This is a genomic window from Bacillus horti, from assembly GCF_030813115.1.
In the GTDB taxonomy this organism is placed as follows: Bacteria; Bacillota; Bacilli; order Caldalkalibacillales; family JCM-10596; genus Bacillus_CH; species Bacillus_CH horti.
Window position 1 is genome coordinate 201,808 of sequence record NZ_JAUSTY010000005.1, and the last position, 26,092, is coordinate 227,899.

Annotated in this window: 24 protein-coding genes and 1 pseudogene; 17 read left to right on the forward strand and 8 right to left on the reverse strand. The window is 40.2% G+C overall.

The window, feature by feature from the left end:
* Window positions 1–20 precede the first annotated feature (20 nt).
* The 4 genes from J2S11_RS07695 to J2S11_RS07710 form a co-directional block, all read right to left on the reverse strand.
* Complete coding sequence (locus tag J2S11_RS07695; protein ID WP_370875480.1) at window positions 21–338, reverse strand: ArsR/SmtB family transcription factor; 318 nt, start codon at window positions 336–338, stop codon at window positions 21–23.
* 152 nt (window positions 339–490) lie between these two features.
* Window positions 491–910: an arsenate reductase (thioredoxin) gene (gene arsC, locus J2S11_RS07700; protein ID WP_307393032.1), complete on the reverse strand. Its 420-nt coding sequence runs from the start codon at window positions 908–910 to the stop codon at window positions 491–493.
* Between the two features lie 33 nt (window positions 911–943).
* The gene (locus tag J2S11_RS07705) at window positions 944–2,242 is read right to left on the reverse strand and encodes an arsenic transporter (protein WP_307393035.1); all 1,299 of its coding nucleotides are present in this window, start codon (window positions 2,240–2,242) and stop codon (window positions 944–946) included.
* A gap of 17 nt (window positions 2,243–2,259) precedes the next feature.
* Window positions 2,260–2,589, reverse strand: a complete 330-nt coding sequence (locus tag J2S11_RS07710; RefSeq protein ID WP_307393280.1) for an ArsR/SmtB family transcription factor — start codon at window positions 2,587–2,589, stop codon at window positions 2,260–2,262.
* A gap of 234 nt (window positions 2,590–2,823) precedes the next feature.
* On the opposite strand from J2S11_RS07710, the gene J2S11_RS07715 reads away from it, so the two are divergent.
* The 7 genes from J2S11_RS07715 to J2S11_RS07745 all read left to right on the forward strand — a co-directional run bounded on the left by J2S11_RS07715 (window position 2,824) and on the right by J2S11_RS07745 (window position 10,020).
* Entirely contained in the window at window positions 2,824–3,789 is a 966-nt protein-coding gene (locus tag J2S11_RS07715; RefSeq protein ID WP_307393037.1) for an arsenic resistance protein, read from the forward strand.
* Window positions 3,790–3,962: 173 nt separating this feature from the next.
* Entirely contained in the window at window positions 3,963–4,916 is a 954-nt protein-coding gene (locus tag J2S11_RS07720) for an ATP-dependent DNA ligase (protein ID WP_307393038.1), read from the forward strand.
* 264 nt (window positions 4,917–5,180) lie between these two features.
* The gene (locus J2S11_RS07725; RefSeq protein ID WP_472924661.1) at window positions 5,181–5,738 is read left to right on the forward strand and encodes a dihydrofolate reductase family protein; all 558 of its coding nucleotides are present in this window, start codon (window positions 5,181–5,183) and stop codon (window positions 5,736–5,738) included.
* 171 nt (window positions 5,739–5,909) lie between these two features.
* Window positions 5,910–8,192: an ATP-binding cassette domain-containing protein gene (locus J2S11_RS07730; RefSeq protein WP_307393043.1), complete on the forward strand. Its 2,283-nt coding sequence runs from the start codon at window positions 5,910–5,912 to the stop codon at window positions 8,190–8,192.
* A gap of 270 nt (window positions 8,193–8,462) precedes the next feature.
* Window positions 8,463–8,915: a MarR family winged helix-turn-helix transcriptional regulator gene (locus J2S11_RS07735; protein WP_307393046.1), complete on the forward strand. Its 453-nt coding sequence runs from the start codon at window positions 8,463–8,465 to the stop codon at window positions 8,913–8,915.
* A 26-nt stretch (window positions 8,916–8,941) separates the two neighbouring features.
* Window positions 8,942–9,460 (forward strand): spermidine/spermine N(1)-acetyltransferase, encoded by a 519-nt coding sequence (gene paiA, locus J2S11_RS07740; protein WP_307393048.1) that lies wholly within the window; start codon window positions 8,942–8,944, stop codon window positions 9,458–9,460.
* Between the two features lie 128 nt (window positions 9,461–9,588).
* A complete protein-coding gene (locus J2S11_RS07745) occupies window positions 9,589–10,020 on the forward strand; it encodes a GNAT family N-acetyltransferase (protein WP_307393051.1) in 432 nt (143 codons plus the stop codon).
* 76 nt (window positions 10,021–10,096) lie between these two features.
* Here J2S11_RS07745 and J2S11_RS07750 read toward each other — a convergent pair whose 3' ends face one another.
* Together J2S11_RS07750 and ku are read right to left on the reverse strand one after the other, a co-directional pair.
* Window positions 10,097–10,939, reverse strand: a complete 843-nt coding sequence (locus J2S11_RS07750; protein ID WP_307393054.1) for a class I SAM-dependent methyltransferase — start codon at window positions 10,937–10,939, stop codon at window positions 10,097–10,099.
* 122 nt (window positions 10,940–11,061) lie between these two features.
* Window positions 11,062–11,874 (reverse strand): non-homologous end joining protein Ku, encoded by an 813-nt coding sequence (gene ku / locus J2S11_RS07755; RefSeq protein WP_307393056.1) that lies wholly within the window; start codon window positions 11,872–11,874, stop codon window positions 11,062–11,064.
* A gap of 249 nt (window positions 11,875–12,123) precedes the next feature.
* Here ku and J2S11_RS07760 point away from each other — a divergent pair, with 249 nt between their 5' ends.
* The 5 genes and pseudogenes from J2S11_RS07760 to J2S11_RS07780 all read left to right on the forward strand — a co-directional run.
* A complete protein-coding gene (locus J2S11_RS07760; RefSeq protein WP_307393059.1) occupies window positions 12,124–13,440 on the forward strand; it encodes an MFS transporter in 1,317 nt (438 codons plus the stop codon).
* Between the two features lie 59 nt (window positions 13,441–13,499).
* Window positions 13,500–14,219 (forward strand): SDR family NAD(P)-dependent oxidoreductase, encoded by a 720-nt coding sequence (locus J2S11_RS07765; protein WP_307393062.1) that lies wholly within the window; start codon window positions 13,500–13,502, stop codon window positions 14,217–14,219.
* A 303-nt stretch (window positions 14,220–14,522) separates the two neighbouring features.
* Window positions 14,523–14,966, forward strand: a complete 444-nt coding sequence (locus J2S11_RS07770; RefSeq protein ID WP_307393064.1) for a MarR family winged helix-turn-helix transcriptional regulator — start codon at window positions 14,523–14,525, stop codon at window positions 14,964–14,966.
* Window position 14,967: 1 nt separating this feature from the next.
* Window positions 14,968–16,356 (forward strand): MFS transporter, encoded by a 1,389-nt coding sequence (locus J2S11_RS07775; RefSeq protein ID WP_307393067.1) that lies wholly within the window; start codon window positions 14,968–14,970, stop codon window positions 16,354–16,356.
* Window positions 16,356–16,553, forward strand: a pseudogene (locus J2S11_RS07780) (VOC family protein); the annotation flags it as partial. The gene J2S11_RS07775 and the pseudogene J2S11_RS07780, both read left to right, overlap by 1 nt.
* A 38-nt stretch (window positions 16,554–16,591) precedes the next feature.
* Here the strand turns inward: J2S11_RS07780 and J2S11_RS07785 are convergent.
* Both J2S11_RS07785 and J2S11_RS07790 read right to left on the reverse strand, forming a co-directional pair.
* Window positions 16,592–17,842 carry an MFS transporter gene (locus J2S11_RS07785; protein WP_307393069.1) on the reverse strand — a complete coding sequence of 417 codons (1,251 nt, stop codon included), beginning with the start codon at window positions 17,840–17,842 and terminating at the stop codon, window positions 16,592–16,594.
* 35 nt (window positions 17,843–17,877) lie between these two features.
* Window positions 17,878–19,584 carry an Rqc2 family fibronectin-binding protein gene (locus J2S11_RS07790; RefSeq protein WP_307393071.1) on the reverse strand — a complete coding sequence of 569 codons (1,707 nt, stop codon included), beginning with the start codon at window positions 19,582–19,584 and terminating at the stop codon, window positions 17,878–17,880.
* Between the two features lie 159 nt (window positions 19,585–19,743).
* Between J2S11_RS07790 and J2S11_RS07795 the strand changes: the two genes are divergently transcribed.
* The 5 genes from J2S11_RS07795 (at window position 19,744) to rpoZ (ending at window position 25,904) form a co-directional block, all read left to right on the forward strand.
* Window positions 19,744–22,461 (forward strand): calcium-transporting P-type ATPase, PMR1-type, encoded by a 2,718-nt coding sequence (locus tag J2S11_RS07795; protein ID WP_307393074.1) that lies wholly within the window; start codon window positions 19,744–19,746, stop codon window positions 22,459–22,461.
* A gap of 617 nt (window positions 22,462–23,078) precedes the next feature.
* Entirely contained in the window at window positions 23,079–24,326 is a 1,248-nt protein-coding gene (locus J2S11_RS07800) for a GNAT family N-acetyltransferase (protein WP_307393077.1), read from the forward strand.
* Between the two features lie 42 nt (window positions 24,327–24,368).
* A complete protein-coding gene (locus J2S11_RS07805) occupies window positions 24,369–25,262 on the forward strand; it encodes a YicC/YloC family endoribonuclease (RefSeq protein WP_307393079.1) in 894 nt (297 codons plus the stop codon).
* A 38-nt stretch (window positions 25,263–25,300) separates the two neighbouring features.
* A complete protein-coding gene (remA, locus tag J2S11_RS07810; protein ID WP_307393081.1) occupies window positions 25,301–25,555 on the forward strand; it encodes an extracellular matrix/biofilm regulator RemA in 255 nt (84 codons plus the stop codon).
* Between the two features lie 127 nt (window positions 25,556–25,682).
* Complete coding sequence (gene rpoZ / locus J2S11_RS07815) at window positions 25,683–25,904, forward strand: DNA-directed RNA polymerase subunit omega (RefSeq protein ID WP_307393083.1); 222 nt, start codon at window positions 25,683–25,685, stop codon at window positions 25,902–25,904.
* Window positions 25,905–26,092 lie beyond the last annotated feature (188 nt).

Below are 26,092 nucleotides of genomic sequence, written 5' to 3' on the forward strand. Positions count from 1 at the left end.
TGATTTAAGGATTAAAAAATTTATGAACAGCTTATTTTGCTTTCTTTTCTAAAGACACAACAAAGCTCCTCAGATAAAACATGGTTGACTTGAGCCTCGTTTAAATCATAAAAGCTCCAAGTCCCGATCGTCTCTTTGGTAATTAAGTTAGCTTCTAACAAAATTTTCAAATGGTAAGAAAGCTTAGACTGAGATATTCCAAAAACATCCGTTAAGTCACATACGCATGTTTTACCTCGCTGGCAGAGCTGATACATAATCTCAAGTCTTTTTTCGTCTCCTAGAGCTTTAAAGATCTTCTCATAATGTTTTAAAGGGGGCATGGTTTGAGTATTCATTAGACATCTTCCTTAATCAATTTTTTTTGATATAGCTATTATATACATTCTTTTTATTCAATGACAACCATTTAATCAATTTATTTTGATTTAGGGGAAAATAACTGGTTAATATCTAGGCTGTATGGAAGAAACCAAAAGAAATCTTTTGGTTATTCTCCCGTTTCAGCAAATTGCTTAATTCTAGTCCCTACCTCATCACGAACACGTTGAAAGAAAGCCCACTTCTCTTCTTCCGTTCCTTCAGCTTTTGCGGGATCATCGAATCCCCAATGAACTCTTTTTACATTAGGAGGGGTAAGAGGACATTTATCAGCAGCATCTCCACATAGGGTCACAACAAGTTCTGCCTTGTTTAGGATGATAGGATCAATGATGTCTGATGTTTGCTTAGAGATATCAATGCCAATTTCATTCATCGCTTTCACAGCGTTTGGATTAAGCCCATGTGCTTCAATTCCAGCACTGTACACGTTCCATTCGTCGCCCAAATGCTGTTTGGCCCATCCCTCAGCCATCTGGCTTCTACAAGAATTCCCCGTACATAAAAAGTAAATGGTTTTCTTAGACATAGTTTTAGCTCCTTTACATGACTATTATTGTGCTTAATGAATGATCACTAACCAAAGATACAGTCCCACTAAGGTAATAAACAGGGTTGGAATCGTTAAGATGATACCAATTTTAAAATACGTCCCCCAAGAGATCTTAACTCCTTTTTTAGATAAAACATGGAGCCACAGTAACGTGGCTAGTGAACCAATAGGCGTAATTTTTGGACCTAAATCGGATCCAATCACATTGGCGTAGATGAGAGCTTCCCGAATGACACCGCTCGTATCTGTTTCTGCAATTGCAAGGGCATCAATCATAACTGTAGGCATATTATTCATTATGGAAGATAGAATGGCTGCAATAAATCCCATACCAATCGTGGCTACAAAAAGGCCTTGATCAGCAGCCCACTGTATAACATCAGCTAGGAGTGATGTTAACCCAACATTTCTGAGTCCATAAACGACAACGTACATCCCAATGGAAAAGAAGACGATCGCCCAAGGGGCTCCTTTTAGAACTTTTTGAGTCTGAACAACAGGGCTCCTTCGAGTCAATAACAGAAAGGAAATAGCCACAATGCCTGCTATGATTGAAACGGGTAATCCGATAAACTCACTAGCAAAGTAGCCAACAAGCAGAACTCCTAAGACTATCCAGGACAGCTTAAACAGCCTTGGATCTCGAATGGCAAGGACAGGTTCTTTTAATTGAGAAAGCTCATATTTCTTAGGGATACTTTTACGAAAATATAGATAAAGAACGAGAATACTAGCGGCTAAAGCAAAAAAGTTAGGTACGATCATTCTCGAAGCAAACTCTACAAATCCTATTCCAAAAAAGTCGGCTGACACGATATTAACCAAATTACTGACGACTAGCGGAAGAGAAGTCGTATCGGCTATAAAGCCACTTGCTATGATGAACGGAAAGACCATTTTTTCCTTGAAGTTTAAATTGCGTACCATGGCTAAAACAATGGGAGTTAAAATGAGAGCAGCTCCATCATTAGCAAAGAAGGCAGCAACCAGGGCTCCAAGGAAGGATACATAGACAAACATTAAGAGACCATTCCCTTTGGCTGCCCGTGCCATATGCAAAGCGGACCATTCAAAAAAGCCGATCTCATCCAAGATGAGTGAAATAATAATGATAGCGATAAAGGCAAGAGTAGCGTTCCAAACGATCTGCGTAACATCCCATACATCTTGCAGACTAACGACTCCTACTAATAAGGCTAAGAGAGCACCCCCACAAGCAGACCATCCAATAGATAAATGTTTAGGCTGCCATATCACAAAAATAAGGGTAACTAAAAAGATAAGTGAAGCCAAAACGGTTTGTAACAATCGAATCAATCCCCCAATTAATCACATGAAATTTTTAATCCCTGTTCCTCTAGCCATTTGAGTTTTTCTTGCTGGCTAGGAATGTGTTTTAAGACATCATCGACCATGGGGAAGTATGCACTATCTCGGTTTAATGAATAATAAATCCACTGTCCTTTTCGACTTTCATTAACTAATCCAGCATCCTTTAATTTTCTTAAATGCTGACTAATAGCAGGCTGAGACATGCTAAAAATCTCAACAAATTCACAAACACAACACTCTTGATGTTCAAGGAGGCCAATCATGGAAAGTCTAGTTTTGTCCCCAAGAAGCTTTAGAACAGCCGCTTGGTTTTCCAATGTCATGTTCACTGTTTTCACCACCTAACGAATAAGCATTTGCTTATATAATAAAATGCTTATTTATAGAAGTCAATAAAAAATAGACCTGCTACATTTACTCGAAGACTATTAAAGTATAATTTCTAAAATGTCAGGATTTTAAGTCAAAGTGCAAGTACCATAATTTTAATGTAAATTTATAACTAAAGGTATGTTACGCGCATCCACATTTAATAAGTCTAAGGGGAAAAATTTAGAATGAATATCATAGAGAGATTTCAAACGGTCATTATTTTAATTGCTATTGGTATTGGACTTTTATTAGGACAAATCACTTTATTTGAACAGCATGCAGAAGTTCTTATCATTCCATTTCTATTATTCATGCTATATGGACTCTTCTTAACGGTTCCATTGGCGGGGTTAAGGAAAGCTTTCAGCAATACAAAATTTTTAAGTGCGAATGTTATCCTAAATTTTTTATGGACTCCTTTATTGGCATGGGGGTTAGGCGCTATATTTTTATCAGAACACCCTATGATATGGCTTGGATTTATATTATTATTAGTAACTCCTTGCACAGATTGGTATTTGATTTTTACTTCCATTGCAAAAGGAAATATGTCTCTTTCAACCTCTGTTTTACCTGTTAATTTAATATTACAGCTCATCTTATTACCAATCTACTTATTAATCTTTGCTGGGACAATGGAAACCGTTGGATTATCAACAATTATAGAGAGTGTAGTGTTAGTTTTATTCGTTCCATTTATTCTAGCAAGTGCTACACGATATGGCTTTAAGAAAAAACAAGAAATTTTAAAGAATAAGATTATCCCTTTCTTTGCTTCTTCTCAAGTCATATTTCTATGTTTAGCTATTGTGGCCATGTTTGCATCACAAGGCTCGTATTTACTAAACAACCTTGAAGTCATTTTACTTATGTTAGTTCCCTTATTACTGTACTTCATTATAAATTTTATTGTAGCTCAAACGGCAGGGAAGGTATTGAGTTTTAGTTATGAGGATATCGTTAGCTTAAACATGACCATTGTGGCAAGAAATTCACCTGTTGCCTTGGCTATTGTATTAACCGCCTTTCCAGATCAACCATTAATAGCACTAGCTCTAATTATTGGACCATTAATTGAGTTGCCCATATTAGCAGTAGTAGCTCAAGTCTTATTGAAGCTTAATAAAGGAAAAAACAAGGAACTATTATAGCTCAAGCATTTCCTGTGTTTCACGAATGCCACCAATCATCGAGCCGGCAAAAGACCGGCGTTGCAGGATCAATGACAGTACTTGAAGAGAATTTTATAATTTTATCTTAATAGGCGATAATAAAATAAGAATCTAATTTCAATTCGTTTAATATAAGTTGTCGAGGTATTTTGATGGATATACGACCAATTACACCATTTGAACCAATAAGTACAGATGTAATTCCTGAAGGGGAAAACTGGGTCTATCAAGTTAAGTGGGATGGTACACGTGTACTTACTTATTACGACGGAGTGCATACAAGACTATATAATAGACGACTAAACGAAAAAACAATGCAATACCCTGAGTTAACAGACTTATCCTCATATTGTACTGCCTCATCTGTTATTCTTGATGGAGAGATTATCGCTTTAGAAAATGGAAAACCATCATTTCATGCCGTGATGAAGCGTGATCATTTAAAGGATATGAAGAAAATTGAGCGTGTAAGGACAGAGGTTCCTATTTCTTATATGATATTCGATATCCTTTATTGTGATGGGGAATGGGTAACTAACAAAAGCTTAGAATACAGGCAGTCTTTATTGGAACGTATTATTCTACTTAATAAACATGTCCAGCTTGTACCAAGCTACGAAAATGCAATACAACTTTGGAAGACAGTCGAGAATTTTAATTTAGAAGGGATTGTCTGCAAAGATCTTAATAGCTTGTACTTAATTAATCATAAAAATAACAATTGGCAAAAGAAGAAGCACTACAAAGACCTCATTGCAGTCGTAGGTGGAGTAACACTTCGTAACGGAGTGGTTAATGCCTTAATCCTTGGTCTTTACGATAGGGCTGGCCAATTGTCGTACATAGGTCATGCAGGAACAGGAAAGTTAAAACACTCTGATTGGAGACAGCTAACAAAAATTATTCAACCATTGGTGCTCGATCAACGTCCTTTTATAAATAAACCTGAACGGGATAAGGATGCAGTGTGGATAAAACCTAAAATAACAGTTAAAATTCAATATATTGAGTGGACAGAGGGTCGTTCTCTAAGGCAGCCAAGTATACAGGCATTTGTTAATGTTTCCCCCGAGGAATGCGTGTGGGAGGAAGATATGCACAGATAAAGTAAAGCTGCTCTAAACATACAGAGTTATTCGGTCATTAATATAATTAAAGCTTGTGTGAGAAAAATGATTACAGTATCTTTCTTACACAAGTTTTTTATTTAGAACACTTCAACAACACTTTTAAGAAATGATTGTATGGTCTTTATGGAATCGCCCTGACGGAAAGCATTATTAAAAAGATATCCTCTCTTTTATTAATATGACATAAGGTGTCGTATATGAGGTCTATAATGGGTGGTAGATTAACGAAAGGAGTAACAAATCATGAAACGAATAATTTTAGATTTAGCGGTTACTTTAGATGGTTTTATTGAAGGGAAAAATGGGGAAGTTGATTGGTGTATTATGGATCCTGAGCTGGGGTTTAATGATTTTTTAAATCAAATTGATACAATCTTTTATGGAAGAAAAAGCTATGATTTATGGGGACAATTTACGCCTGATATTGAAGCTACGGATGCGGATAAAGAATTATGGGCATTGTATCATAGTAAAGAGAAATATGTGTTTTCTAGGACGCAAAAGGATACTGATCATAAAGCAATATTTATAAATGATCGTATTCTTGAAGAAGTAAATAAATTAAAGAATAAGCCTGGCAAAGACATCTGGCTATATGGTGGAGCAAGTCTAATTACAACTTTTATCGATTTAGGACTTGTTGATGAATTTAGATTATCTGTTCACCCTGTTGTTTTAGGAGAAGGGAAACCGCTGTTTGAGGATATAAAACAGAGGCTGAATTTAAAATTGGTTAATGCAAGAACGTTTTCTTCAGGTGTTGTACAACTAATATATCATCTTGATGGGAATGAATAATTTTACACATTCCAATGATAAAATCGTTAGTTTCATATTAACAGCGGCAGGTCTAAGACTTTATTTTCTGGTCTTCGACCGCCGCTTTTTCATTTCTAATCATGACAGCAGGTGTCGTAATACGTCAGTTATACTGTGAAAGCTAGAAAATAAAAACTCGAGGTGGAGTCTATGAACGTCTATGATATCGTAATTAAAGGAGCACGTGAGAATAACCTAAAAAACGTGAATGTCTGCATCCCGAAGCGAAAAATCACGGTCTTTACTGGTGTCTCGGGCTCGGGCAAATCCTCCCTGGTCTTCGACACCATCAGCGCCGAAGCTCAGCGGCAGCTTAACGAGACGTTTTCCGCATTCATCCGCAATCGGCTGCCCCGGTTTAGTCAGCCGGATACCGATCTCATCGAGAACTTATCTACGGCGGTTGTGATCGATCAGAAAAGGCTCGGTGGCAACTCCCGTTCAACGGTCGGCACGATCACGGATATTTATGCGATGCTCCGGTTGCTGTTCTCCAGAATCGGCAAACCTTTTGCCGGCAATTCACATGTTTTCTCGTTTAACGACCCGGCGGGTATGTGCCCGGAATGCTCCGGAGTCGGACAGGTGGTGCAGTTCGATGTAGACAAGCTGCTCGACAGGTCCAAGTCGCTGAATGAAGGCGCGATCCTGTTTCCCGCATTTAAAGTAGGGGGCTGGTTATGGAATACGTATGCCCTATCCGGACTGTTCGACAACGACAAGCGGCTCGCTGATTACACACCGGAAGAGTGGGATGTCCTCCTGCACGGCAAAGAAAGCAAGATCGTATACAACTCCAAATACGGCGCCATCGAATCGGATTACGAAGGTCTGCTGCCCAAATTCACCCGCCTGTATCTGAAGCGGGACAGCAGCGAGATGTCCGAAGCCAAACGCGAATCGGTTGACTGGTTCTTGTCCTACAGCGAATGCAGCTTGTGCAAGGGAAGCCGGCTTAATCAAGAGGCCTTAAACTGCCGGATTAACGGTTACAACATAGCCCAATGCGCGTCAATGGAGATTGGAGAGCTTATTCGTATGATTGAAGCCATTCGGGATCCCGTTGCTGGCCCGGTGATTGATGGAATTCTGACCCGGCTGAACCATCTGGTCTCCATAGGGCTGGAGTATCTGAGTCTGGACCGACAGACCGCAACTTTGTCGGGCGGGGAGTCGCAGCGCATCAAGATGGTCCGTCATCTGAATAGCAGTCTTACCGACATGATCTACATTTTCGACGAGCCGAGCGTCGGGCTGCATCCGCGAGATGTCCATCGTCTGAACGGTATGCTGCGCCAGCTCCGAGACAAAGGGAATACTGTACTTGTTGTAGAACATGACCGCGAAGTAATGGAGATCGCCGATTACATCATCGATGTCGGACCTCATGCGGGAACCCGTGGCGGAGAAATCGTCTACGAAGGCGACTTTGCGGGCTTGCTCCGAGCGGATACCTTGACAGGACGGTACTTGAAGCATAGTCTGCCCTTGAAAACTTCAACTAGGGTTCCCAAGGGTCGGATGCCCGTAGCTGGCGCTAGCCTGCACAATCTGAAGGATGTGACCGTCGATATCCCCGTCGGTGTGCTGACCGTGGTAACGGGTGTAGCCGGCTCAGGCAAAAGTACGTTGATTAACGGAGCATTCCTGCCATCGCATCCGGAAGCGATTGTCATCGACCAATCGGCTGTGGGCACATCCAACCGCTCCAATCCGGCCACTTATACGGGGATGATGGACGAGATACGGAAGCTGTTTGCGGCCGCCAACAAGGTGAGCGCATCGTTGTTCAGCTTTAACTCCAAGGGAGCCTGTTCCAACTGTCAGGGTCTCGGGATGATCTACACGGATTTAGCCTTTCTCGAGCCAATAAGGACGACTTGTGAAGTTTGCGCGGGCAGGCGGTTCAACGATGAAGTGCTAGAGTATAAGCTGAACGGAAAATCCATCAGCGACGTCCTCGCCATGACGGTACGGGAAGCTTCGGGGTTCTTCAGCAGGAAGGAGCTGCTCCGTCAATTGAAGACGTTGGAGGATGTGGGACTCGGATACGTGACTCTGGGTCAGCCTTTGAGCACCTTGTCGGGCGGGGAATGCCAACGCATCAAATTGGCCGGGGAGCTTCACAAGGAAGGCAGTCTCTATGTAATGGACGAGCCGACAACCGGACTGCATATGTCCGATATCTCTCGTCTGATGGACATTATGAACCGCCTAGTCGACGGGGGCAACACGGTGGTGGTCATCGAGCACAACCTAGATGTGATCAAGAGCGCAGACTGGATCATTGACATGGGCCCTGAGGGCGGACACCGGGGTGGCCGAATTGTATTCGAAGGCACTCCTGCCCAGCTTGCTGATGCCGAGCATTCGATAACGGGGGCGTATTTGAGCAAGGCAGATACCGACCAAGGTGAGTCTTCGCTGATCTAAACTTACAAAAAAGTTATTCTGTCATTAATAGAATTTAAGCTTGAGTGAGGAATATGCTTACCATATCTTCCTCACACAAGCTTTTTTTAGAACACTTCGTATCGTATTAACAGAAATTTAGGTGAGCTATTCTTTAATCTCAAAATTTGGATTCCATTCGACCTCCCATAATTAATAATATTTTGTTGCAAACGCAACAAAAATAGAGTACATTATATGCAGTTTAATTTTATTGCATTTGCAGCGAAAATATGGGCTAAGGAGGTAATAATGAAGGAGGTTCTTCGTGAAGTTGGCATGATAGCGAGGGCATTAGATTCTATAAGCAATATAGAATTTAAAGAATATGAGCTTACCAAGGGGCAGTATTTGTACCTTGTGCGTATATGTGAAAGTCCAGGAATCATTCAAGAGAAGGTAGCTGAAAGACTAAAAGTAGACCGAACAACAGCAGCTCGAGCTATAAAGAAGCTGGAACTGAACGGCTTTATTGAAAAAAGAGAGGATAAGCAAAACAAAAAAATTAAAAAACTCTTTCCAACAGGCAGAGGGAAGAATGTTTTTCCTTTTCTACAAAGAGAGCATGAGTATTCCAATACCGTTGCCTTAGAGGGGTTTTCTGAAGAAGAAATAGAAGCTATCTATAGCCTTCTTCAGAGAGTGCGAAGAAATATTGAAAAAGACTGGGAAGCTGTTAAGAAAGGAAACAAGAGAACGTATTGATTACGGGGATAGGGGAGACCATGCAGATGACTGTAAATTTAAAACGATGCACCATTGAAGATATGCTAATCCTGCAAAAAATTAGTATAGAAACGTTCAACGAAACCTTCAAGCAGCAAAATTCGGCAGAAAATATGGCTGCATACTTAGAAAAGGCATTTAATGTTAAGCAACTAGAAAAAGAGATAAACCATACTTCCTCCCAATTCTTTTTTGTCTATTGCAATGATGAACTTGCTGGATATTTAAAGGTGAACACCGGTGACGCACAGTCTGAAGAGATGGGTGAGGAATCACTTGAGATTGAAAGAGTATATATAAAGAGGAAATTTCAAAAGCATGGACTTGGAAAATATCTTCTAAATAAGGCTTTAGAAATGGCATTAGAAGATAATAAAAAGAAAATTTGGCTAGGGGTATGGGAAGAGAATGAAAATGCCATAGATTTTTATGAGAAAATGGGGTTTGTTCAGACTGGAACCCACTCTTTTTATATGGGTGATGAAGAACAAACAGACTATATAATGACCAAAACACTTAGTTAACTTTCTGAAAGCTAGATTAATATATATCTAAATTGCTAAAAAATTTCATACAAGAAAGTAGCTGATGTTAAAATTTCTTACAAGAAAATAGCATATGTTAAAGGTTAATACGAGAAAGGGTGAATGTGTTGGACAAAGTAGAAGTTAGAATCATTACAGAGCAAACAGATTTAGATGCAGCTTTTCATATAAGAGAGGTCGTCTTTGTTGACGAGCAAAACACTCCTTTAGAGGAGGAGTTTGATGAAAGAGATGATGAAGCGGAGCATATTCTTGTCCTTTATGAAGGAAAGCCTGTAGGCACAGGCAGACTCAGAATGGTAGAGGGAGTGGCTAAGCTTGAACGCATTTGTGTCCTTGCTACACATCGTAAATACGGCTTGGGCAAAGTGATTGTTGAAACGTTAGAACATATTGGTCTAGATAAAGGAGCTACTTCTGCTAAGCTTCATGGTCAAACTCAGGCAGAGGCGTTTTATATTAAGCTTGGCTACCAGACAGCTTCTGATGTGTTTATGGAGGACGGTATCCCCCATGTGTTAATGACAAAGAACCTTTAAGAGTTTCATATGTCCGTTAGAGATTAAGGTAAGTAGAAACCTGTCCAAAAAAAACTACTTTTTACTTGGGACAGCCTCATTTATTATTTCTTTTTCTAGCTACACAGCATATTTCGTGTCCTTTTCCTTGACCCTGTAGATTACTCATTAAAGCCATCTTGGCTTCAAGCTTTAGGGAGCTTGCCCCAAACTTCTTCCTATATATCTGCTCTAACTGATTGGCAAGCTGCCGAGTGAAAAGAGCTTCAATGGAAAAAGGAGTGTGCTCTAAAAGCAGAGGAATGCTTTTCTCTGAATAATGGTAGAGATGATCAACCTCAGTGAATATAGGGGAGTGTGCTCCATAGGACGTATTCATGAAGGACTTTAGATTTGGCACGCTGAAAAATAAAACACCATCATCCTTGAGAAGATCAGCTACCTGATTTAAAAAAGCGACAGGCTTTGGTACATGCTCAAGGACATGCCAAATAGCAATGGCCTCAAATGGCTCCAAACGATTGGCCAATTCATCAGTTAATATGGTTGGAATCAACTCTAGCTGATAATGCTGCATAGCATACCTACAGGAAAGAGAGGATGGTTCTAATCCGGTGACATCCCATCCTGCATGCTTTGCCATATGCAGAAATTCGCCTGTTCCTGAGCCAATCTCTAAAAGCCTTCCTTTTTGAGGAGCAAACATCTCTAGCTGTAGAGTATTAAAGGTGGCGTGGTCTTGAAAGGTAAGATGAGCGTATTGTTCACGCATTTTAATCCAGCTTTCATTATAGATTGCTTGGACCATGTCTTGCTCATTAATATGTTCAGCCTCTGTTTGGAAAAGCAGTTCACAGGCTTTGCATTCAAGTAGCTTAAAGCTAGGATATGTGTGAAAAAGGTTAATGTTATCTGATGATTTACATAAAGGACAATCCATTGTTTGCTTTTTGTCTCCCTTCCGAAAATCCTGTATCCTAAGTTATTCACTTGCAAGGAAAAGGGTGTAGGGGTTAGAAGGAATGAAACAAAAAATAAAAAGGATGAAGGGCAGTCAAATGACTAGCCTGTTTCATCCTTTTTTCTTGTCGTGCGTTTCTTTTTCTGTGGTTTTGTTTCGTTAATGCTAGCCTGCAGGGCGTCCATGAGGTTGATAATATCCGTTTGCGGAACCTCTTTGGCAATTTTAATTTCCTGTCCTGTAATTTTACTTTCAATGAGTTCATGTAAGGATTTTCGGTATTCGTCCGTATACTTTTCAGGCTCAAACTCTGCCGTTAGCTGTTCAATCAGCTGGATGGCCATGTTCAATTCTTTTTCATTTAAATCGATTGCTTCAGGAAGTCCAGGTACATGCTCTACGTTTCTAACTTCATCTGGATAATAGATCGTTTCTAGCACCAAGCCTCGATCATACACACGAATGACAGCTAAGTGCTGCTTGGAGCGTAGGGTAAACTTTGCTAAAGCAATTTTTCCTGAATCCTTCATCGCTTGCTGTAGTAAGGAATACGCTTTTTCTCCATTTTCATTAGGACCAACAAAATAGGAGCGGTTAAAATAAATGGGGTCAATTTCATCTAGGTTAATGAAATCAATGATTTCAATGTTTCTGGTTTTGTTAGCAGCTAACTCATCCAGTTCATCTTTATCTAGAATGACGAATTTCCCTTGCTCGTACTCATAGCCTTTGACGATATTTTCTTGCTTTACTTCCTTCTCACATACAGCGCAGGTTTTTTCATATTTGATGGGATTATGACATTCGTTATGTAGATACCTCATTTTAATGTCTTTTTCCTCAGTAGCTGTAAAAAGTTTAATAGGAATATGGACAAGTCCAAAGCTGATCGAGCCTTTAAACATTGTATGCATAGGTAACACATCCTTTCAAAATTTAATCAAATCCTACATAGTGATACAACTGTTCATAGTTTGCTCATGTTTGCGCAAAAAAATAACCTCTTTTTGTATAGACAAAAATCGCCTAATAAAATATACTTTATATATATAAATGTTTATTAAATATTTTTTATAAATGTATATATCTGAGATTAAAGTAAATAGTACATATCCATTATAACTACGAATCCATTATTATTAGGAAAGCTAGAGGCTTACGAAATGAAAGTACAAAAAAGAAAAGCTTTATGGAAGCAGTCTAATTTTTTCTTTTTATTTAGCTCACAGGTTAGTCAATCGATGGCGTTTATTTTGCTACAGGTAGTGGTGATGGTTGAGATATATGCTCAAACGGGATCGGTTTTTGGATCCTCGCTAGTTCCCGCTATAAATGCGTTTGGTTTATTTATAGGAGGAGTTTTGGGTTCGTACTATATGCAGCATTTCTCGGAAGTACGTTTACTACAGTCAATTGGTCTATTAAGAGCAGCTATTGTGGTTGCGCTTGGGTTTGTGCTTTTTAGTGATTCAACAGCATTGGTAGTATTATTAACTTTATTATTTTTACAGGCTTTGGCAGGTTCGTGGTATCAGCCTGCCCGCTTTTCCTTATTACCAAGGGTGGTTTCAAAGGCACAATACATGAAGGCTAATGGAACTCTAGCGATGATTCATCAAATGTTTATGACTGCTGGGTGGGCACTAGGTGGTGTGCTAGTGGTTTGGCTTCCACTTAGCTGGATGATTGGTTTAGTGTCTTTTCTTTTTGCTTTTTCTGGAATAGCTATTGGTATGATTAAAATAGCTAAGAGGGTAGATATTGAAAGTGATCTAATAGTTAAAAGCGTTGAAATGGAAAGGGCTGAAATAGAGGGTGCTGCAAACACAGGTGAAGCTAGGAAACAGACAAACAAACCCTTCCCTGCATGGAGAAAGGTGTTTACATACCCGATTATTCGTACGGTAACGATCATGGACTTTTTTGAGAATTTAGCCAATGTAATTTGGGCGAGTGCCTTTCTACTTATCTTTACAACTGAGATTTTAGGTAAAGGAACAGAATGGTGGGGCTTTATTAATGCCTCTTATTGGGTGGGAGCGATTATTGGGAGCGTAACGATCTTAAGTATAACTTCTATATTGGAAAAAAGGCTAGGCACTGTGATTGCCATAAGCTCTTTGGTTATGTGTCTGATGACGCTACTATTCGCCCTTATCCCTATACCATGGCTCGCCTTGATTGTATGTGTATTAATGGGACCGGTTTATCAGGCAAGAGAGATTTGTCAGGAAACGATTATGCAGGATGTATTAGAGGAAAAAGAAAGAGCCAATGTGATGGCAGCAAGGAGCGCCTTGCTAACACCATGGTCCAGCTTAACGTTTTTAATCATGGGATTTATCGGAGAGAAAATAGGAATACAGTGGGTTTTCATCTTAGGTGGGGCTCTATATGGACTTACGTTTATTGTGGCTATTTTTCAAAAGAAGCTATTGGAATATAAGTATGTGGTGGATGAAGTTTCTCTTTTGGATTAGATACAGGGGGGAAGCATTAGAAATAAATAAAATTGAAGTGAGAAAGGAGATTCATTAGTATGAAAAACTATATTATTTTTGGAGCTAGCAAGGGTTTAGGGGATGCTTTTTCAAAAGGTTTACCTCAAGCAGGGGATCAGGTTTGGATTGTCTCTAGAACTAAACCAAGAAGTCTTGATGTAGCAGACGGGATTCAGAGGCATTGGTTGGAAGTGGATTTGTCTAATAAAGACCATAAAAAGAGCATGATAGGTGCTCTACAAGGCAAAAAAATCGACGTACTCATCTACAATGTTGGAATATGGGAGAAGGAAGGCTTTGAGGAGCATTATGACTTTGAAAAAGATGATCCAGAAGAGATTGCCAATATCATTCATGTTAACCTAACTTCAACCATTACATTTATCCAATCCTTGCTACCTAGCTTAAGAGCTGCCGAGAATGGGAAGATCATTTTGATTGGCTCTACGGCAGGATTAAGTAATACAAATAACTCACAGGTATCCTTTGTAGCATCAAAATTTGGCCTAAGAGGAATCACGAACGCTTTACGTGAACACGTTAGGAAGGATGGGATTGCTGTGACCTGTATCAATCCAGGAGAGCTGGCTGCCGAAATTTCGTTTGAAGAGGGAGCAGAAAAAGCTATTGAAATGTATGAGGGCACTCGTATTCCGGTCCAGGATATTGTTTCGATTGCAAAGTGTATTGTTAGCTTGTCAAAAGTATCCTGTGTCAAAGAGATTAATATTCCTGCTATAACAGATTTGAATGCATGATGCCTGTAGGCTACACGCATTAGCAGCATATTCCGACTGCATACTGTTCGTAAGAGCTTTAATTCTCACTGAGTGTGTGGGTTAAAGTTTTTTTAAAAGCTTTTATGTATGAAGGATATATACATATTATGAAATGATTTAGCTGTTGAGTGTATTTGGAGGGACAATTTCAAAAGATGAGAAAGTGTTTTATGAAAAGGTTTTTCAGGTGTAAAGTGGTTGACTAATCAACCATTTGCTTATATAGTTGACTAATCAACTAATTGTTGGTTCTAATATTTTGGGTTAGGAGTTGTTCGTCAGATGAAAAAAGGGAGAGAAAGTATCGCTAAATGGATATCCGTTTTGCATCGTCAATTTCAGGTCTATTTAAATAGAGAATTAAAGGAGTACGATATCCAGTCCTCAGAATATATTTTTCTAGTTAATTTATATGAGAGGGATGGAGTGTCTCAGGAAAAGTTATCTGAGAGCTTATATATAGATAAAGCTGCAACTGCACGAGCTATACAACGCTTAGAGAAGCTTGAGTACGTAAGTAGAAGAAGAGATGAGAAAGATAAAAGAGCGTATGTGGTAACGCTAACTGAAAAGGGAAGAGATGTGCAGAATGTGATCAAGGAAAAATTGGGTTATTGGACTAAAACACTCACTTGTGAGCTTACGGATGCTGAGCATCAGGAAATGCTCAAGAATATTAAGCGAATGTCTTTGAATGCTCTGAATGAAACGAAAGGGGAGCTATAGCATGAGTGTAGATAGTATGAGTACAGGTAATACAGATAGTATGGTGAAGCAAGAAAAAGACGGCATGAAGCTAATGCGCTTTATGCTAATGACAGTAGCTTTATCCTCCATGAGCGTCATGATGTTTAACATTGTTATCCCAGAAATAAGCGTTGATCTAGGACTATCCCTTACTCAGGTGAGTTGGTTATCCTCCGGTTACATTCTTATTTATGCCTTCGGAACGGTTACTTATGGGAAGCTGGCTGATCGGTTTCAATTGAGGAATGTTCTAACCTTGGGCTTACTTCTTTTTGCCTTTGGTTCGTTAGTTGGTCTTTTTTCTTCTTCTTTTTGGGGAGCGCTAGTAGGAAGGCTCATGCAGGCTGCAGGAGCTTCAGTGGTTCCGGCGTTAGCTATGATTATTCCTGTTCGTTATTTTTCACAGGAGCGTAGAGGATCAGCGATGAGCATGACAGCCATTGGTCTTGCGCTCGGAAGTGTCCTTGCTCCTGCTGTATCCGCATTGATTCTAAGTGTAGCTGACTGGCGCTGGTTGTTTGTTCCGCCGATGCTTTTGCTATTGCTACTCCCTTATTATCGTAAATATTTGCTTTTACCTGCTACTGGTGTACAAGGGAAGTTTGATTGGCTAGGAGCAGTCCTTCTATTAGGAGCAATGGCCTTATTGCTCTTAGGGATAACGTATGGATTGTGGCTGCTTATCCTACTTGGGACTCTTCTATTACCCGTTTTTTATGTGTGGATTCGTGTAGCTAAAAATCCTTTTATTCATCCTGGCTTGTTTCAGAATACTAGCTATAGGACGGGGATTATCTTGACCATCCTGATTGCGACAATGGCTAATGGGTTGTTCTACTTATCTCCTGTCATGCTTGCAGATGTATACAGCATTAACTCTCAATGGATTGGGTATGCGTTAATTCCTGCAGCCATTGCTTCTGCACTGTTGGGTAGAAGGGGAGGAATTCTAGCAGATAGTAAAGGGAACACGACTTTGTATACGGTGGCTGCTGGACTTTTAACTACTTGCTTCATTTTATTAGCTGTTCTTGTTGATGTAGTGTCAGTTTGGCTCATTCCCCTCCTTTTCATTTTCGGTAATGTTGGTCAAACTTTTATGCAGGTTTCTGTAGCTAATACAGTCTCAATGACGCTTTCAAAGGAGCAGGTTGGTGTAGGGATGGGATTTTTCTCTATGATGAATTTTATCACAATGGGGATGACAATCGGTATTTACAGTCGTTTAGCAGAATGGGATGTACGAGGTTGGAATTCTTTCCTCACAACAAGTGAGACAGGAATGTTTAACAATATCTATCTTGTTCTAGCGCTGATGCATGTGATTGTTCTTTTATTTTATCGTGTTTCCTTTGGAACGAAAAAGTAGGCAAAGATGTTCGGTACCCCAAAGGCTTTCACATTGGCTTCCCGCAAGAAAGCAAAGAACAAGTGGATGAAATTAATATGCGCTTGAAAAATGACGGTTACAAGGTTGCCCCGCCAGTTGATAATCATGGTTATAGCTTTTACGTTAAGTCTCCAGGAGGATTTTTGGTTGAAGTTATTAAAAGAAAGAACAGGTGAGAACATTAGATAGAGCTGATAGAAAGGAAGTTACAGTGTTATTCTTTTTCTTCTACATGGATCGGTTGTAGCTCATTCATTTTACAGCTAATCGCTTTAAATTTGAGTATAAATACCCCAGGAATAACTAGAAGTATGAAACCTAGAAATAAAGAAAAGAAGGAAGAGATTATTTCTGGAATGAAGCCTGCTAAGAACGTACCTAACATAGCAAATATTCCACTTACTACAAATGTCACACTTCTTATTCTAGAAAGATATTGATCTGGTGTAATGCCTTGATGCACAGTAATTTGGGAGACAAAAGCCATAGATAGAGCACCATCAAATATGATCATGCCTAGGCACATTAAATAAAAGCTATCATTTAAAAATAAAATGAATACTCCTAATGAAGAGATTATTAGTAATGAGCTTAAGAAAGTTAACCAATTGATCGATTTAAACCATCTCATGATCAGGACACCTATTAAATTACCGATACCAGCAGAGCTAAGTATTATTCCTATTTCTCCTGCAGAAAGGTTTAAGGTGATATCTGTATGAAAAATAATGGTCAGTGGTATAAAAACGGTAGAAAAGCTAAGTACACATAGTACCACTAAACTGATCAATTGTGGAGAATTAGCAATTAATAACTTTAGGCCTTTATTTGAGTTTTTGATAAAATTCATTAGCTTAATCGTAGGAGTTGGAGGTACATCATGTGAAATGGAAGCTGATATATGTTTGTTTTTTACAAGAGATATTAAAGCCATGGCTGTAATAGATAGTACGCCACAGATCATTAATGTTGGGCTTGAGCCTAATTTCCCAAGTAAATATCCACCAAGGGCAGGTCCAATAATCGTACACAGGGCATCTGCTGCCTCTAAGCTTGTATGAGCTTTTAGTAATTTTTCTCTACCTGCAATCAGTGGAACCATTGCAGAAAAAGCTGTTCTACTTAATAGAGCTAGTATTCCCATTACGAATAATACAATAGCCATTATGGTAGAGTTAAAGTGATCTAAAGTTATTAGAAAAGATAGAATGAACAAGCAAAACGCATAGATTAGATTGCAGACAGTTGAAACACGTACTTTATTTTTTGTTTCTAGCCAAGTCCCTAAAGGAATGGCAAATAATATTGCTCCAAGTTGTTGGGAAAGAGCAACAAGAGCAGTTATTAAAGGAGAGCTTGTGAAGGCTAAAGTGATTAAAGGGATTACAAGCTCTCTAAATCTATCATTTAATATAGAAAAAAAGTTAAAAAACCACATTGAAGTAAAGTTTTTATTGATAAACATAACAACTAACACCTTCTACGAATGATAAAGAAAGTCTATTTTTTCAACGCATTAACTTGCTCTTCAACGGGTGTTACGTAGACTGTTTGTTGATTATCATAAATGACATATCCCGGCTTAGAGCCATTAGGCTTTTTCACATGTCTAATTAAGGTATAGTCTACAGGGACCTGACTAGAGCTTCGTGCTTTACTGTAATAAGCTGCTAGCTGAGCCGCTTCAAGAAGAGTTTGGTCAGTAATTTGCTCGCTTCTTATTACAACATGAGATCCTGGGATATCCTTTGTATGCAGCCAGGTTTCGTTTGGACGAGCTAGCCTGTTTGTAAGATATTCATTTTGCTTATTGTTTTTGCCCACAAGAATTTCTACACCCTCAGAGGACTGATATTGATCAAGCTGAGGCTTTTCATCCTTCTTTTTCTTCTTCTTTTGCTTACGACGATCTCGGATGTACCCACCCTCAATCAGCTCTTCCCTTATTTCCTCTACATCGCGCGGTGAAGCATGCTCTAGCTGTTGGATTAACTCTTCAAAGTACCGTAGCTCTTGATTAGTCAATTCTATTTGCTGGATAACCGCTTCCTTAGAATTCTTAGCCTTTTGATACAGCTTGAAAAATTGCTGCGCATTCTCGTTTGGCGTGAGCTCCGGATTTAGAGGGATGTCCAAGGTTTCACCTTTTTCATCGTAATAATTGATGACTTGAATGGAGGTATCCCCACGTTTGGCTTGGTGCATGTAGGCTGTGAGTAGCTCTCCATGAAGCTTATATGTGTCAGCCTTTAAGCTATTGTCTAGCGTTTGCTGTAGCTTTGTTAGCTTTTTTTCGTTTTTCTTCATTTCATTGCTTATGAACTTGGCAAAATCGTTAGCTCGCTGCTTAACCTGATCACGTTCAGCTTTACCATGATAAAACGCTTCAAGTAGCTTACTGATCGTTGGAAATGGAACAACTCCACCTTTAATATGCTTTAGCTCTATAAGGTAGAAATGGACTTTATCTGAGCTATTAATAAGAGAAGGGGAAAACTCCTTCTTTTTGATTGAATTCATTAAGTCTAAAAAGCTCTGTGTCACACTCTCCCTATTTGGTAGTCCTGCACGAAAGAGGACTTCCTTAGCCAATAATGGACTAATTCCACTAAATTGCTGTACGAGCTGCTGATCTAGCTTACCGGCATTAAAGTTTAGCTTCTTCACCACATCATCTGCTGTCGCTTCAAAGGGATGCTGCTTGAATTGGTCTGGAGGTGAAACATAAGTTCGACCGGGTAACACCACTCGATGCTGGCTAATCGCTCCTGTTACATGGTGAATACTGTCTAGAATCATATTTCTTTCTACGTCAATTAAAATAATATTGCTGTGTCTACCCATGATTTCAATAATAAGCCTTTTATACGTTGTTTCTCCGAGCTCATCACGACTACGCACATCAATATGGATAATACGCTCCATATTAATCTGCTCAACTCGTTGGATTATACCACCCTCTAGATGCTTTCTGAGAAGCATACAAAACATAGGAGCCTCCATTGGATTCTCAAAGCTTTGCTCTGTAAGATGTATTCTCGGATAGGATGGATTAGCTGAAAGAAGGAGTCTTACATTCCTTCCGTTTGCTCGTATATGAAAAACCAAATCCCTGTCATAGGGCTGATAGATTTTAGATATTCTGCCGTGCTCTAATTGTTGAAGCTCATCTACAATCCCGTAGACCATCATTCCATCAAACGCCATAGCTGTTCACCTCTAATTTTTCAGTATTCTAATCGTAACACCGCAGCCATAGACTGGCAAGCGGATACGGCACATACGAAAAGTTTCACTCATGTTTGTCCCTTTTCATGAATATGGTGGAGATAGGACAAAGAAAACAAGCATTGGGGTGAAACAAAGGTGAGATGGTATTCAAAGGATATCACAACGGTAGAGTCAACCTTGCTAACGAATAAGGAACAGGGAATAGCCTGGAAGGAAGCAAGTAAACGTCTAGAGAAGGTCGGACCTAATCAGATTCAGGATCAGTCGACTGTTTCGGCGTTTGCTTTGCTGTTAAATCAATTTAAGGATTTTATGGTTTTAATCCTGCTAATTGCTACATTAATTTCTGGCTTGCTTGGCGAATATATGGACGCTATTACGATTATCGCCATCATTGTCTTAAATGCGATACTGGGCTTTGTACAGGAGTACAGGGCTGAGCAGTCTCTACACGCTTTAAAGGAGCTGACGGCCCCGACGGCTCATGTTATTCGTGATGGGGAGCTACAAGAGATTCCTGCGGCTGAGCTTGTGCCGGGGGATATTGTGTATTTTGAAGCGGGAGATCGCATACCGGCGGATTTACGACTGTTTGAAGTGAAGGGGGCGTACATAGAGGAATCCGCTCTAACAGGGGAATCCTTACCTGTGCAAAAATATGAACATGCGATGAATGATGCTGAGGAAATGAGCTTGGGTGATCAGGCAAATATGGCCTTTATGGGGACTCTAGTGACAAGAGGCTCTGGGCAAGGCGTTGTTGTAGCTACAGGTATGGCGACACAAATGGGTCAAATTGCAGAGCTTATTCAAACGACAGAGGAGATGCAAACACCTTTACAGCACCGGTTAGAACAGCTAGGAAAAGTACTGATTACAGTAGCGATTATCCTAACGGCGGTCGTTGTAGTGACGGGAATTTTGTATGGACAGGATGCTTATAAGATGTTCTTGGCAGGGGTTAGCTTAGCGGTTGCGGCGATTCCTGAAGGCCTTCCTGCTGTGGTGACGATAGCGCTTGCTTTAGGAGTTCAGCGGATGATTCGTCGTAAAGCGATTGTGCGTAAGCTACCTTCTGTGGAGACACTAGGCTGTGCTTCGGTGATCTGTTCAGATAAAACGGGGACACTGACACAAAATAAGATGACGGTCACTCATCTGTATGTTAACAATGATACGATTGAGGTTTCGGGAGTGGGCTATGATCCGAATGGCGAATTTACTTTAGCGCCGGGGCATGCTGTTTCATTTGTTCAGAAGCCTTATGTTAAAAAAATTCTTGAATATGGCGTTCTATGTAACAACGCTACTTTGAAGGAAGAAACGGAAACAGAAGGAAAGCTATTGAAGCGCAAAAGGACATATTGGGATATTACCGGAGACCCGACCGAAGGAGCTATTGTTGTAGCTGGAGCTAAGGCTGGTGTTTGGAAGGAGCAGATTGAGCGAGGATATCAGCGGCTTGAAGAGTTTCCATTCGACTCCGAGAGAAAAATGATGAGTGTGTTTGTTCAAACATCTGGAGGACAGAAAAAGGTGATAACCAAGGGAGCACCAGATGTTCTGCTCCAGCATTGTACGCACGCGTTTTGGAGAGGGAAGGTGACAGCACTAACAGATGATATACGCAGAGAAATTCTTCGGGCTAATGATCAGCTAGCGGAAAAAGCTTTGCGTAACCTAGCCATTGCCTACAGAGAAATCAAGGGTGACGGTTCGCTCATGAACGAGGCAAAGGCTGAACGAGAGCTGGTTTTCCTCGGGCTGTTTGGCATGATTGACCCTCCTAGAGCTGAAGTGAAGCAGGCTATAAAGGAATGTAGTCAGGCAGGGATCAGAACAGTCATGATCACAGGGGATCATCAGAAAACGGCTGAAGCGATTGCTTATGAGCTAGGAATCCTAAGAGAAAGAGGGCAATCACTGAACGGAAATCAGCTACAGGCTTTAAGTGATGAGGAGTTTGAATCGATGGTCGAGGATGTCTCTGTTTATGCAAGGGTGTCTCCTGAGCATAAGCTTAGAATCGTTAAAGCGCTACAGAAAAAAGGTCATGTGGTGGCTATGACAGGAGATGGGGTCAACGATGCTCCGGCGATTAAAGCAGCTGATATTGGGATCGCGATGGGGATAACAGGAACGGATGTAGCTAAGGAAGCCTCCTCTTTAATATTAAGCGATGATAATTTCAGTACAATCAAAGCGGCTATTGAGGAAGGGCGTAACATTTATGAAAATATCCGCAAGTTTATTCGATATATGCTTGCCTCCAATGTCGGAGAGATCCTAGTGATGTTTTTTGCTACGCTAGCGGGCTTACCACTTCCCTTGGTACCTATACAAATTTTATGGGTCAATTTAGTGACTGATGGTCTACCGGCTATGGCGTTAGGGGTGGATCAATCGGAGAAAAATGTGATGAGCCAGCCCCCTCGAAGTCGGAGGGAAAATATATTTGCTAGAGGCTTAGGGTGGAAGATTATCTCTAGGGGACTCTTAATTGGTTTGGCTACTCTAGCGGCATTCTGGCTAACTCTACAGGAAAACCCTGACGATTTGGTTCGCGCTCAAACGATAGCGTTTGCCACCCTTGTCATGGCTCAATTGATTCATGTGTTTGATTGTCGTAGTGATACATCCATCTTTAGTAGAAATCCTTTTGAAAACAGATGGTTAGTCCTCGCTGTGTTAGCGTCACTCTTGATGATGATCGGAGTAATGTACATTGAAGCCTTGCAGCCTATCTTTAGAACAGTTGCTTTAGATGTGAAGGAATGGTTGTTTGTGCTCTTCTTTGCTGCCCTGCCTTCCGTAGCATTGAGCTTTACTTATTTGTTTAAAAGAAGAAGATAAAAAAGTCCCTTATGTGAGAAGGTAAGTGGTAATGGAGCATGACTGGAAGACCGTTGCTCTAACGGTCATATCGAACCCTTAGAGCAAGTATTGTGCGGGTTTTGTGCTGTAACGGACATATTAGACCCTTAGAAGCTAAATCACATGAATTTGGTTTGAATTTTACTTCTAAGGTGCTCTGATGTCCGTTAGAATTTGTGATGGATGGAAAAACACTTCTAAGGTGCGCTCATGTCCGTTAGAACTTCTGGATTCGACACGATCACTAGAAGTGATAAGAATGCTATAAGAAAATATTGAGTATAACAGCGGGGTAAATAAAATTTAGAGGTATGGGCTACAAACAGCCCATACCTTCTTTATTAATGATAGAATATCTGTAAGGATTGTTCTATTAATAGAATGAATTAATTAAAGTTCAGGTGATCTGAAAGATTTAGGAAAGCTGGCATAGAGAGTGTACAGCTAACTAGAGTAAAGTCAGTGGCTCATCATATAATCCACATTAGATAAAAGTGAATGTGAAAGTATCAAGGACAGTTGACGGTTACATCAAGCAAAGACAGTTCAAGCGACAATGACAGTTAACGTGAAGTGTAGAAAGTGAGGAAAATGGTATGGAAATTAGACAGCTAACAGCAAGCGAAGTAGAATTACATATTCAACTATCTGAATTTGCTTTTCAATATGAGCTTTCTAAGGAAGATAGAGAAGTAGCGATAAAGCGAGTAAGACCTGATGAGATATGGGGAGCTTTTATAGACGGAAAGCTAGCTTCAAAGCTAGCGTTATTACCTTTAGAAACATATATACACGGAAAAGCGTATGCGATGGGCGGGATTGCTGCTGTAGCTACGTGGCCGGAGTATAGACGGCAAGGTCTGGTGGCAAAGCTTTTAACAAAGGCTTTAGAGGTAATGAAGGACAACGGACAAACGATTTCCTTCTTAGCTCCGTTTAGCTACCCGTTCTATAGGAGATATGGCTGGGAAATGCATGGTGAGGAAACTGAGGTAAAGATTAAAACAAAGCAATTCCCTAAGCTAAAAGGGCAAGGGCATATGGAGCGTGTGGGCAGAGACTCGACTGTGATAGGCGAGATCTATGATACGTTCGCTCAGAAGTTTAACGGTGCGCTGAAGCGCTCTGAACTTTGGTGGGAAACAAGGGTATTCAATCCTTCGAAAAAGGGTTTGGTTGCCGTGTATCGTAACGCAGAGGGTGAATCGAAAGGATACCTATATTATCAGGTGAAGGATAGGAAGCTAACGATTCGTGAAATGGTCTATCTCGATCAGGATAGTTATAAAGGCTTGTGGGAATTTATTGCTCAGCATGATTCTATGATTGAAGAGGCGAGTTTCATTGCCCATCCAGGTGATCCACTGATGCAGCTAGTGGATGATCCGAACTTCGAGCAAAAAACGTCCCCTTACTTTATGGCAAGGATTGTAGATGTTGCAGCCTTTTTAGAAGAATATCCGCTTCAATGGAAAGGTGTAGAGGGGGAACAGACCTTTATCCATGTTCGTGATCAGTATGCACCGTGGAATGATGGGACATTTTTGATACAGCCTAATCCTGAAGGGGCAAAATCTGAGGGAGATAAGTCTGAGCCTGAAAGTGATCGTGCTGTCAATCGAGTTAGCTTTTTCCCGAGAAAGTCTGAGGAAGTAAGCTGTACAACTGTTCCTAAAAAAGGGTTGAGCTGTGATATCCAAACGTTGAGTATGCTTCTAATTAATTATAAACGGCCTACTGAGCTTGCTAAAATTGAAAGATTACATGGAGAACAGAAGGAAATTAAAAAGTGGGAGGATTTGCTTCCTAAGGAACGCTCAACAAACCTGATGGATTTCTTTTAACTTGTTTCCTGTACGAAAATTGATTAAAATAGAAGGGATGTGGTGAACGTGGTATCTAGTATGACTGGATACGGAAGGTATGAAACTGTTTGGCAGGACATGAAGATAACGGTAGAGATGAAATCGGTGAATCATCGGTTTTGCGAAATCATAATTCGTTCTCCTAAGCAGCTCATGCTTTTTGAAGAAGCGATAAAGCGGAAGGTTCAAGCACATCTTAAGCGTGGAAGAGTTGAGGTATATGTGACCTGTGACACGAACACACTGGTAGATAAAAAGCTTCAGGTAGACTGGGAGCTGGCGGAAGCTATGCTTCAAGCGGCACTTGAGCTACAGAATAAGCTGGGGCTCGAAGGGAAGCTCACGATTCAGGATTTGCTTCAAAGGGAGGAGCTTTTCCGAATCGAGGAGGATGTCCAAGAGATGGATGAGGCGTTTAGCCATACTCTTCTCGAAGCCGTAACCCAAGCTAGCCTTCAATTAAAGGATATGCGCGAACAGGAAGGCCAGCGTTTAGCTGAAGATTTACATACGAAGCTAAGAACGGTGAACGAACATACCGATATCATTAAAAAGCTAGCCCCTCAAATGAAGGAGATTTACGCCGAAAAGCTTGAGGTAAGGCTTAAACAGTTTCTAGAGCAGCGTGTGGAGATCGATGAATCGCGATTTCTTACGGAAATTGGGGTTTTCGCTGAGAAGGTTGATATCGATGAGGAATTAACTCGCTTAGCAAGTCATACGGTGCAATTCGAACAATTTCTTGGGATCAAGGATGAGGCGATAGGACGAAAGCTTGATTTTTTAGTTCAGGAAATGAACAGAGAGGTTAACACGATCGGTTCAAAGGCTAATGATATTTCCATTAGGCAAAAAGTCATTGAATTGAAAAATGAGCTTGAAAAAATAAAGGAACAGGTTCAAAATTTAGAGTAATAGGATGACGTACAGGTTATAGGAGGGTATGGAAAAAAGTGAAACTTATTAACATTGGCTTCGGTAATATCGTTTCAGCAAATCGAATTATTTCAATAGTCAGCCCTGAGTCTTCTCCGATTAAGAGAGTGGTTCAGACGGCAAGAGACCGTAACATGCTTATTGACGCTACGTACGGAAGAAGAACGAGAGCGGTGATTATCACAGATAGTGACCATGTTATTTTATCTGCGGTTCAGCCTGAAACGGTAGCACAGCGCTTAAGCTCTAAGGATGATCTGTCTGATGAATAGTTTTCATTTTAGAAAGTAAGTCTGACAAAAGAAAGTTAGGCTAAAATAAGTATAAACTAATAAAATGTATAACTAGATAGATAAACTAAATAGTAACTAGAAAGATAAAAAAGTGGAGGTCATATCTATGCTATACCCATCTATTGATGTTCTTTTGGAAAAGCTTGATTCTAAGTATACTCTTGTTTCCGTTGCTTCTCGTCGTGCTAGACAGCTACGTGAGAAGAACAACTTGTTAATTGAGAAGCCTAGGTCCGCAAAGTATGTAGGAAAGGCATTAGAGGAGATCGTAACGGATAAGGTTTCCTTCGAATCAGCGATTCTAAGACCGAACAAAGACAAAGAGTAATGAAATGGATAACAACCTAATCAAGGTTGTTATTTTTTTCAACGTTTAAGAAAGTATAAAATTTGATACCATGTTTTCTATCAAATTTTATACTTTCTGACGGCAGGACATAGGACGACTTACAACTTTAGTTGCTTAGCGTCACTTGCGCACTTTGTGTGAAAGCTTCCTCTAATGATGGACTAGCC

Coding starts and splice junctions, on each gene's coding strand:
- J2S11_RS07695 (WP_370875480.1), bottom strand. CDS start 338: ATGAATACTCAAACCATGCCCCCTTTAAAACATTATGAGAAGATCTTT.
- arsC (WP_307393032.1), bottom strand. CDS start 910: ATGTCTAAGAAAACCATTTACTTTTTATGTACGGGGAATTCTTGTAGA.
- J2S11_RS07710 (WP_307393280.1), bottom strand. CDS start 2,589: ATGACATTGGAAAACCAAGCGGCTGTTCTAAAGCTTCTTGGGGACAAA.
- J2S11_RS07715 (WP_307393037.1), top strand. CDS start 2,824: ATGAATATCATAGAGAGATTTCAAACGGTCATTATTTTAATTGCTATT.
- J2S11_RS07720 (WP_307393038.1), top strand. CDS start 3,963: ATGGATATACGACCAATTACACCATTTGAACCAATAAGTACAGATGTA.
- J2S11_RS07730 (WP_307393043.1), top strand. CDS start 5,910: ATGAACGTCTATGATATCGTAATTAAAGGAGCACGTGAGAATAACCTA.
- J2S11_RS07735 (WP_307393046.1), top strand. CDS start 8,463: ATGAAGGAGGTTCTTCGTGAAGTTGGCATGATAGCGAGGGCATTAGAT.
- paiA (WP_307393048.1), top strand. CDS start 8,942: ATGACTGTAAATTTAAAACGATGCACCATTGAAGATATGCTAATCCTG.
- J2S11_RS07750 (WP_307393054.1), bottom strand. CDS start 10,939: ATGGATTGTCCTTTATGTAAATCATCAGATAACATTAACCTTTTTCAC.
- ku (WP_307393056.1), bottom strand. CDS start 11,874: ATGCATACAATGTTTAAAGGCTCGATCAGCTTTGGACTTGTCCATATT.
- J2S11_RS07760 (WP_307393059.1), top strand. CDS start 12,124: ATGAAAGTACAAAAAAGAAAAGCTTTATGGAAGCAGTCTAATTTTTTC.
- J2S11_RS07765 (WP_307393062.1), top strand. CDS start 13,500: ATGAAAAACTATATTATTTTTGGAGCTAGCAAGGGTTTAGGGGATGCT.
- J2S11_RS07770 (WP_307393064.1), top strand. CDS start 14,523: ATGAAAAAAGGGAGAGAAAGTATCGCTAAATGGATATCCGTTTTGCAT.
- J2S11_RS07775 (WP_307393067.1), top strand. CDS start 14,968: ATGAGTGTAGATAGTATGAGTACAGGTAATACAGATAGTATGGTGAAG.
- J2S11_RS07785 (WP_307393069.1), bottom strand. CDS start 17,842: ATGTTTATCAATAAAAACTTTACTTCAATGTGGTTTTTTAACTTTTTT.
- J2S11_RS07790 (WP_307393071.1), bottom strand. CDS start 19,584: ATGGCGTTTGATGGAATGATGGTCTACGGGATTGTAGATGAGCTTCAA.
- J2S11_RS07800 (WP_307393077.1), top strand. CDS start 23,079: ATGGAAATTAGACAGCTAACAGCAAGCGAAGTAGAATTACATATTCAA.
- rpoZ (WP_307393083.1), top strand. CDS start 25,683: ATGCTATACCCATCTATTGATGTTCTTTTGGAAAAGCTTGATTCTAAG.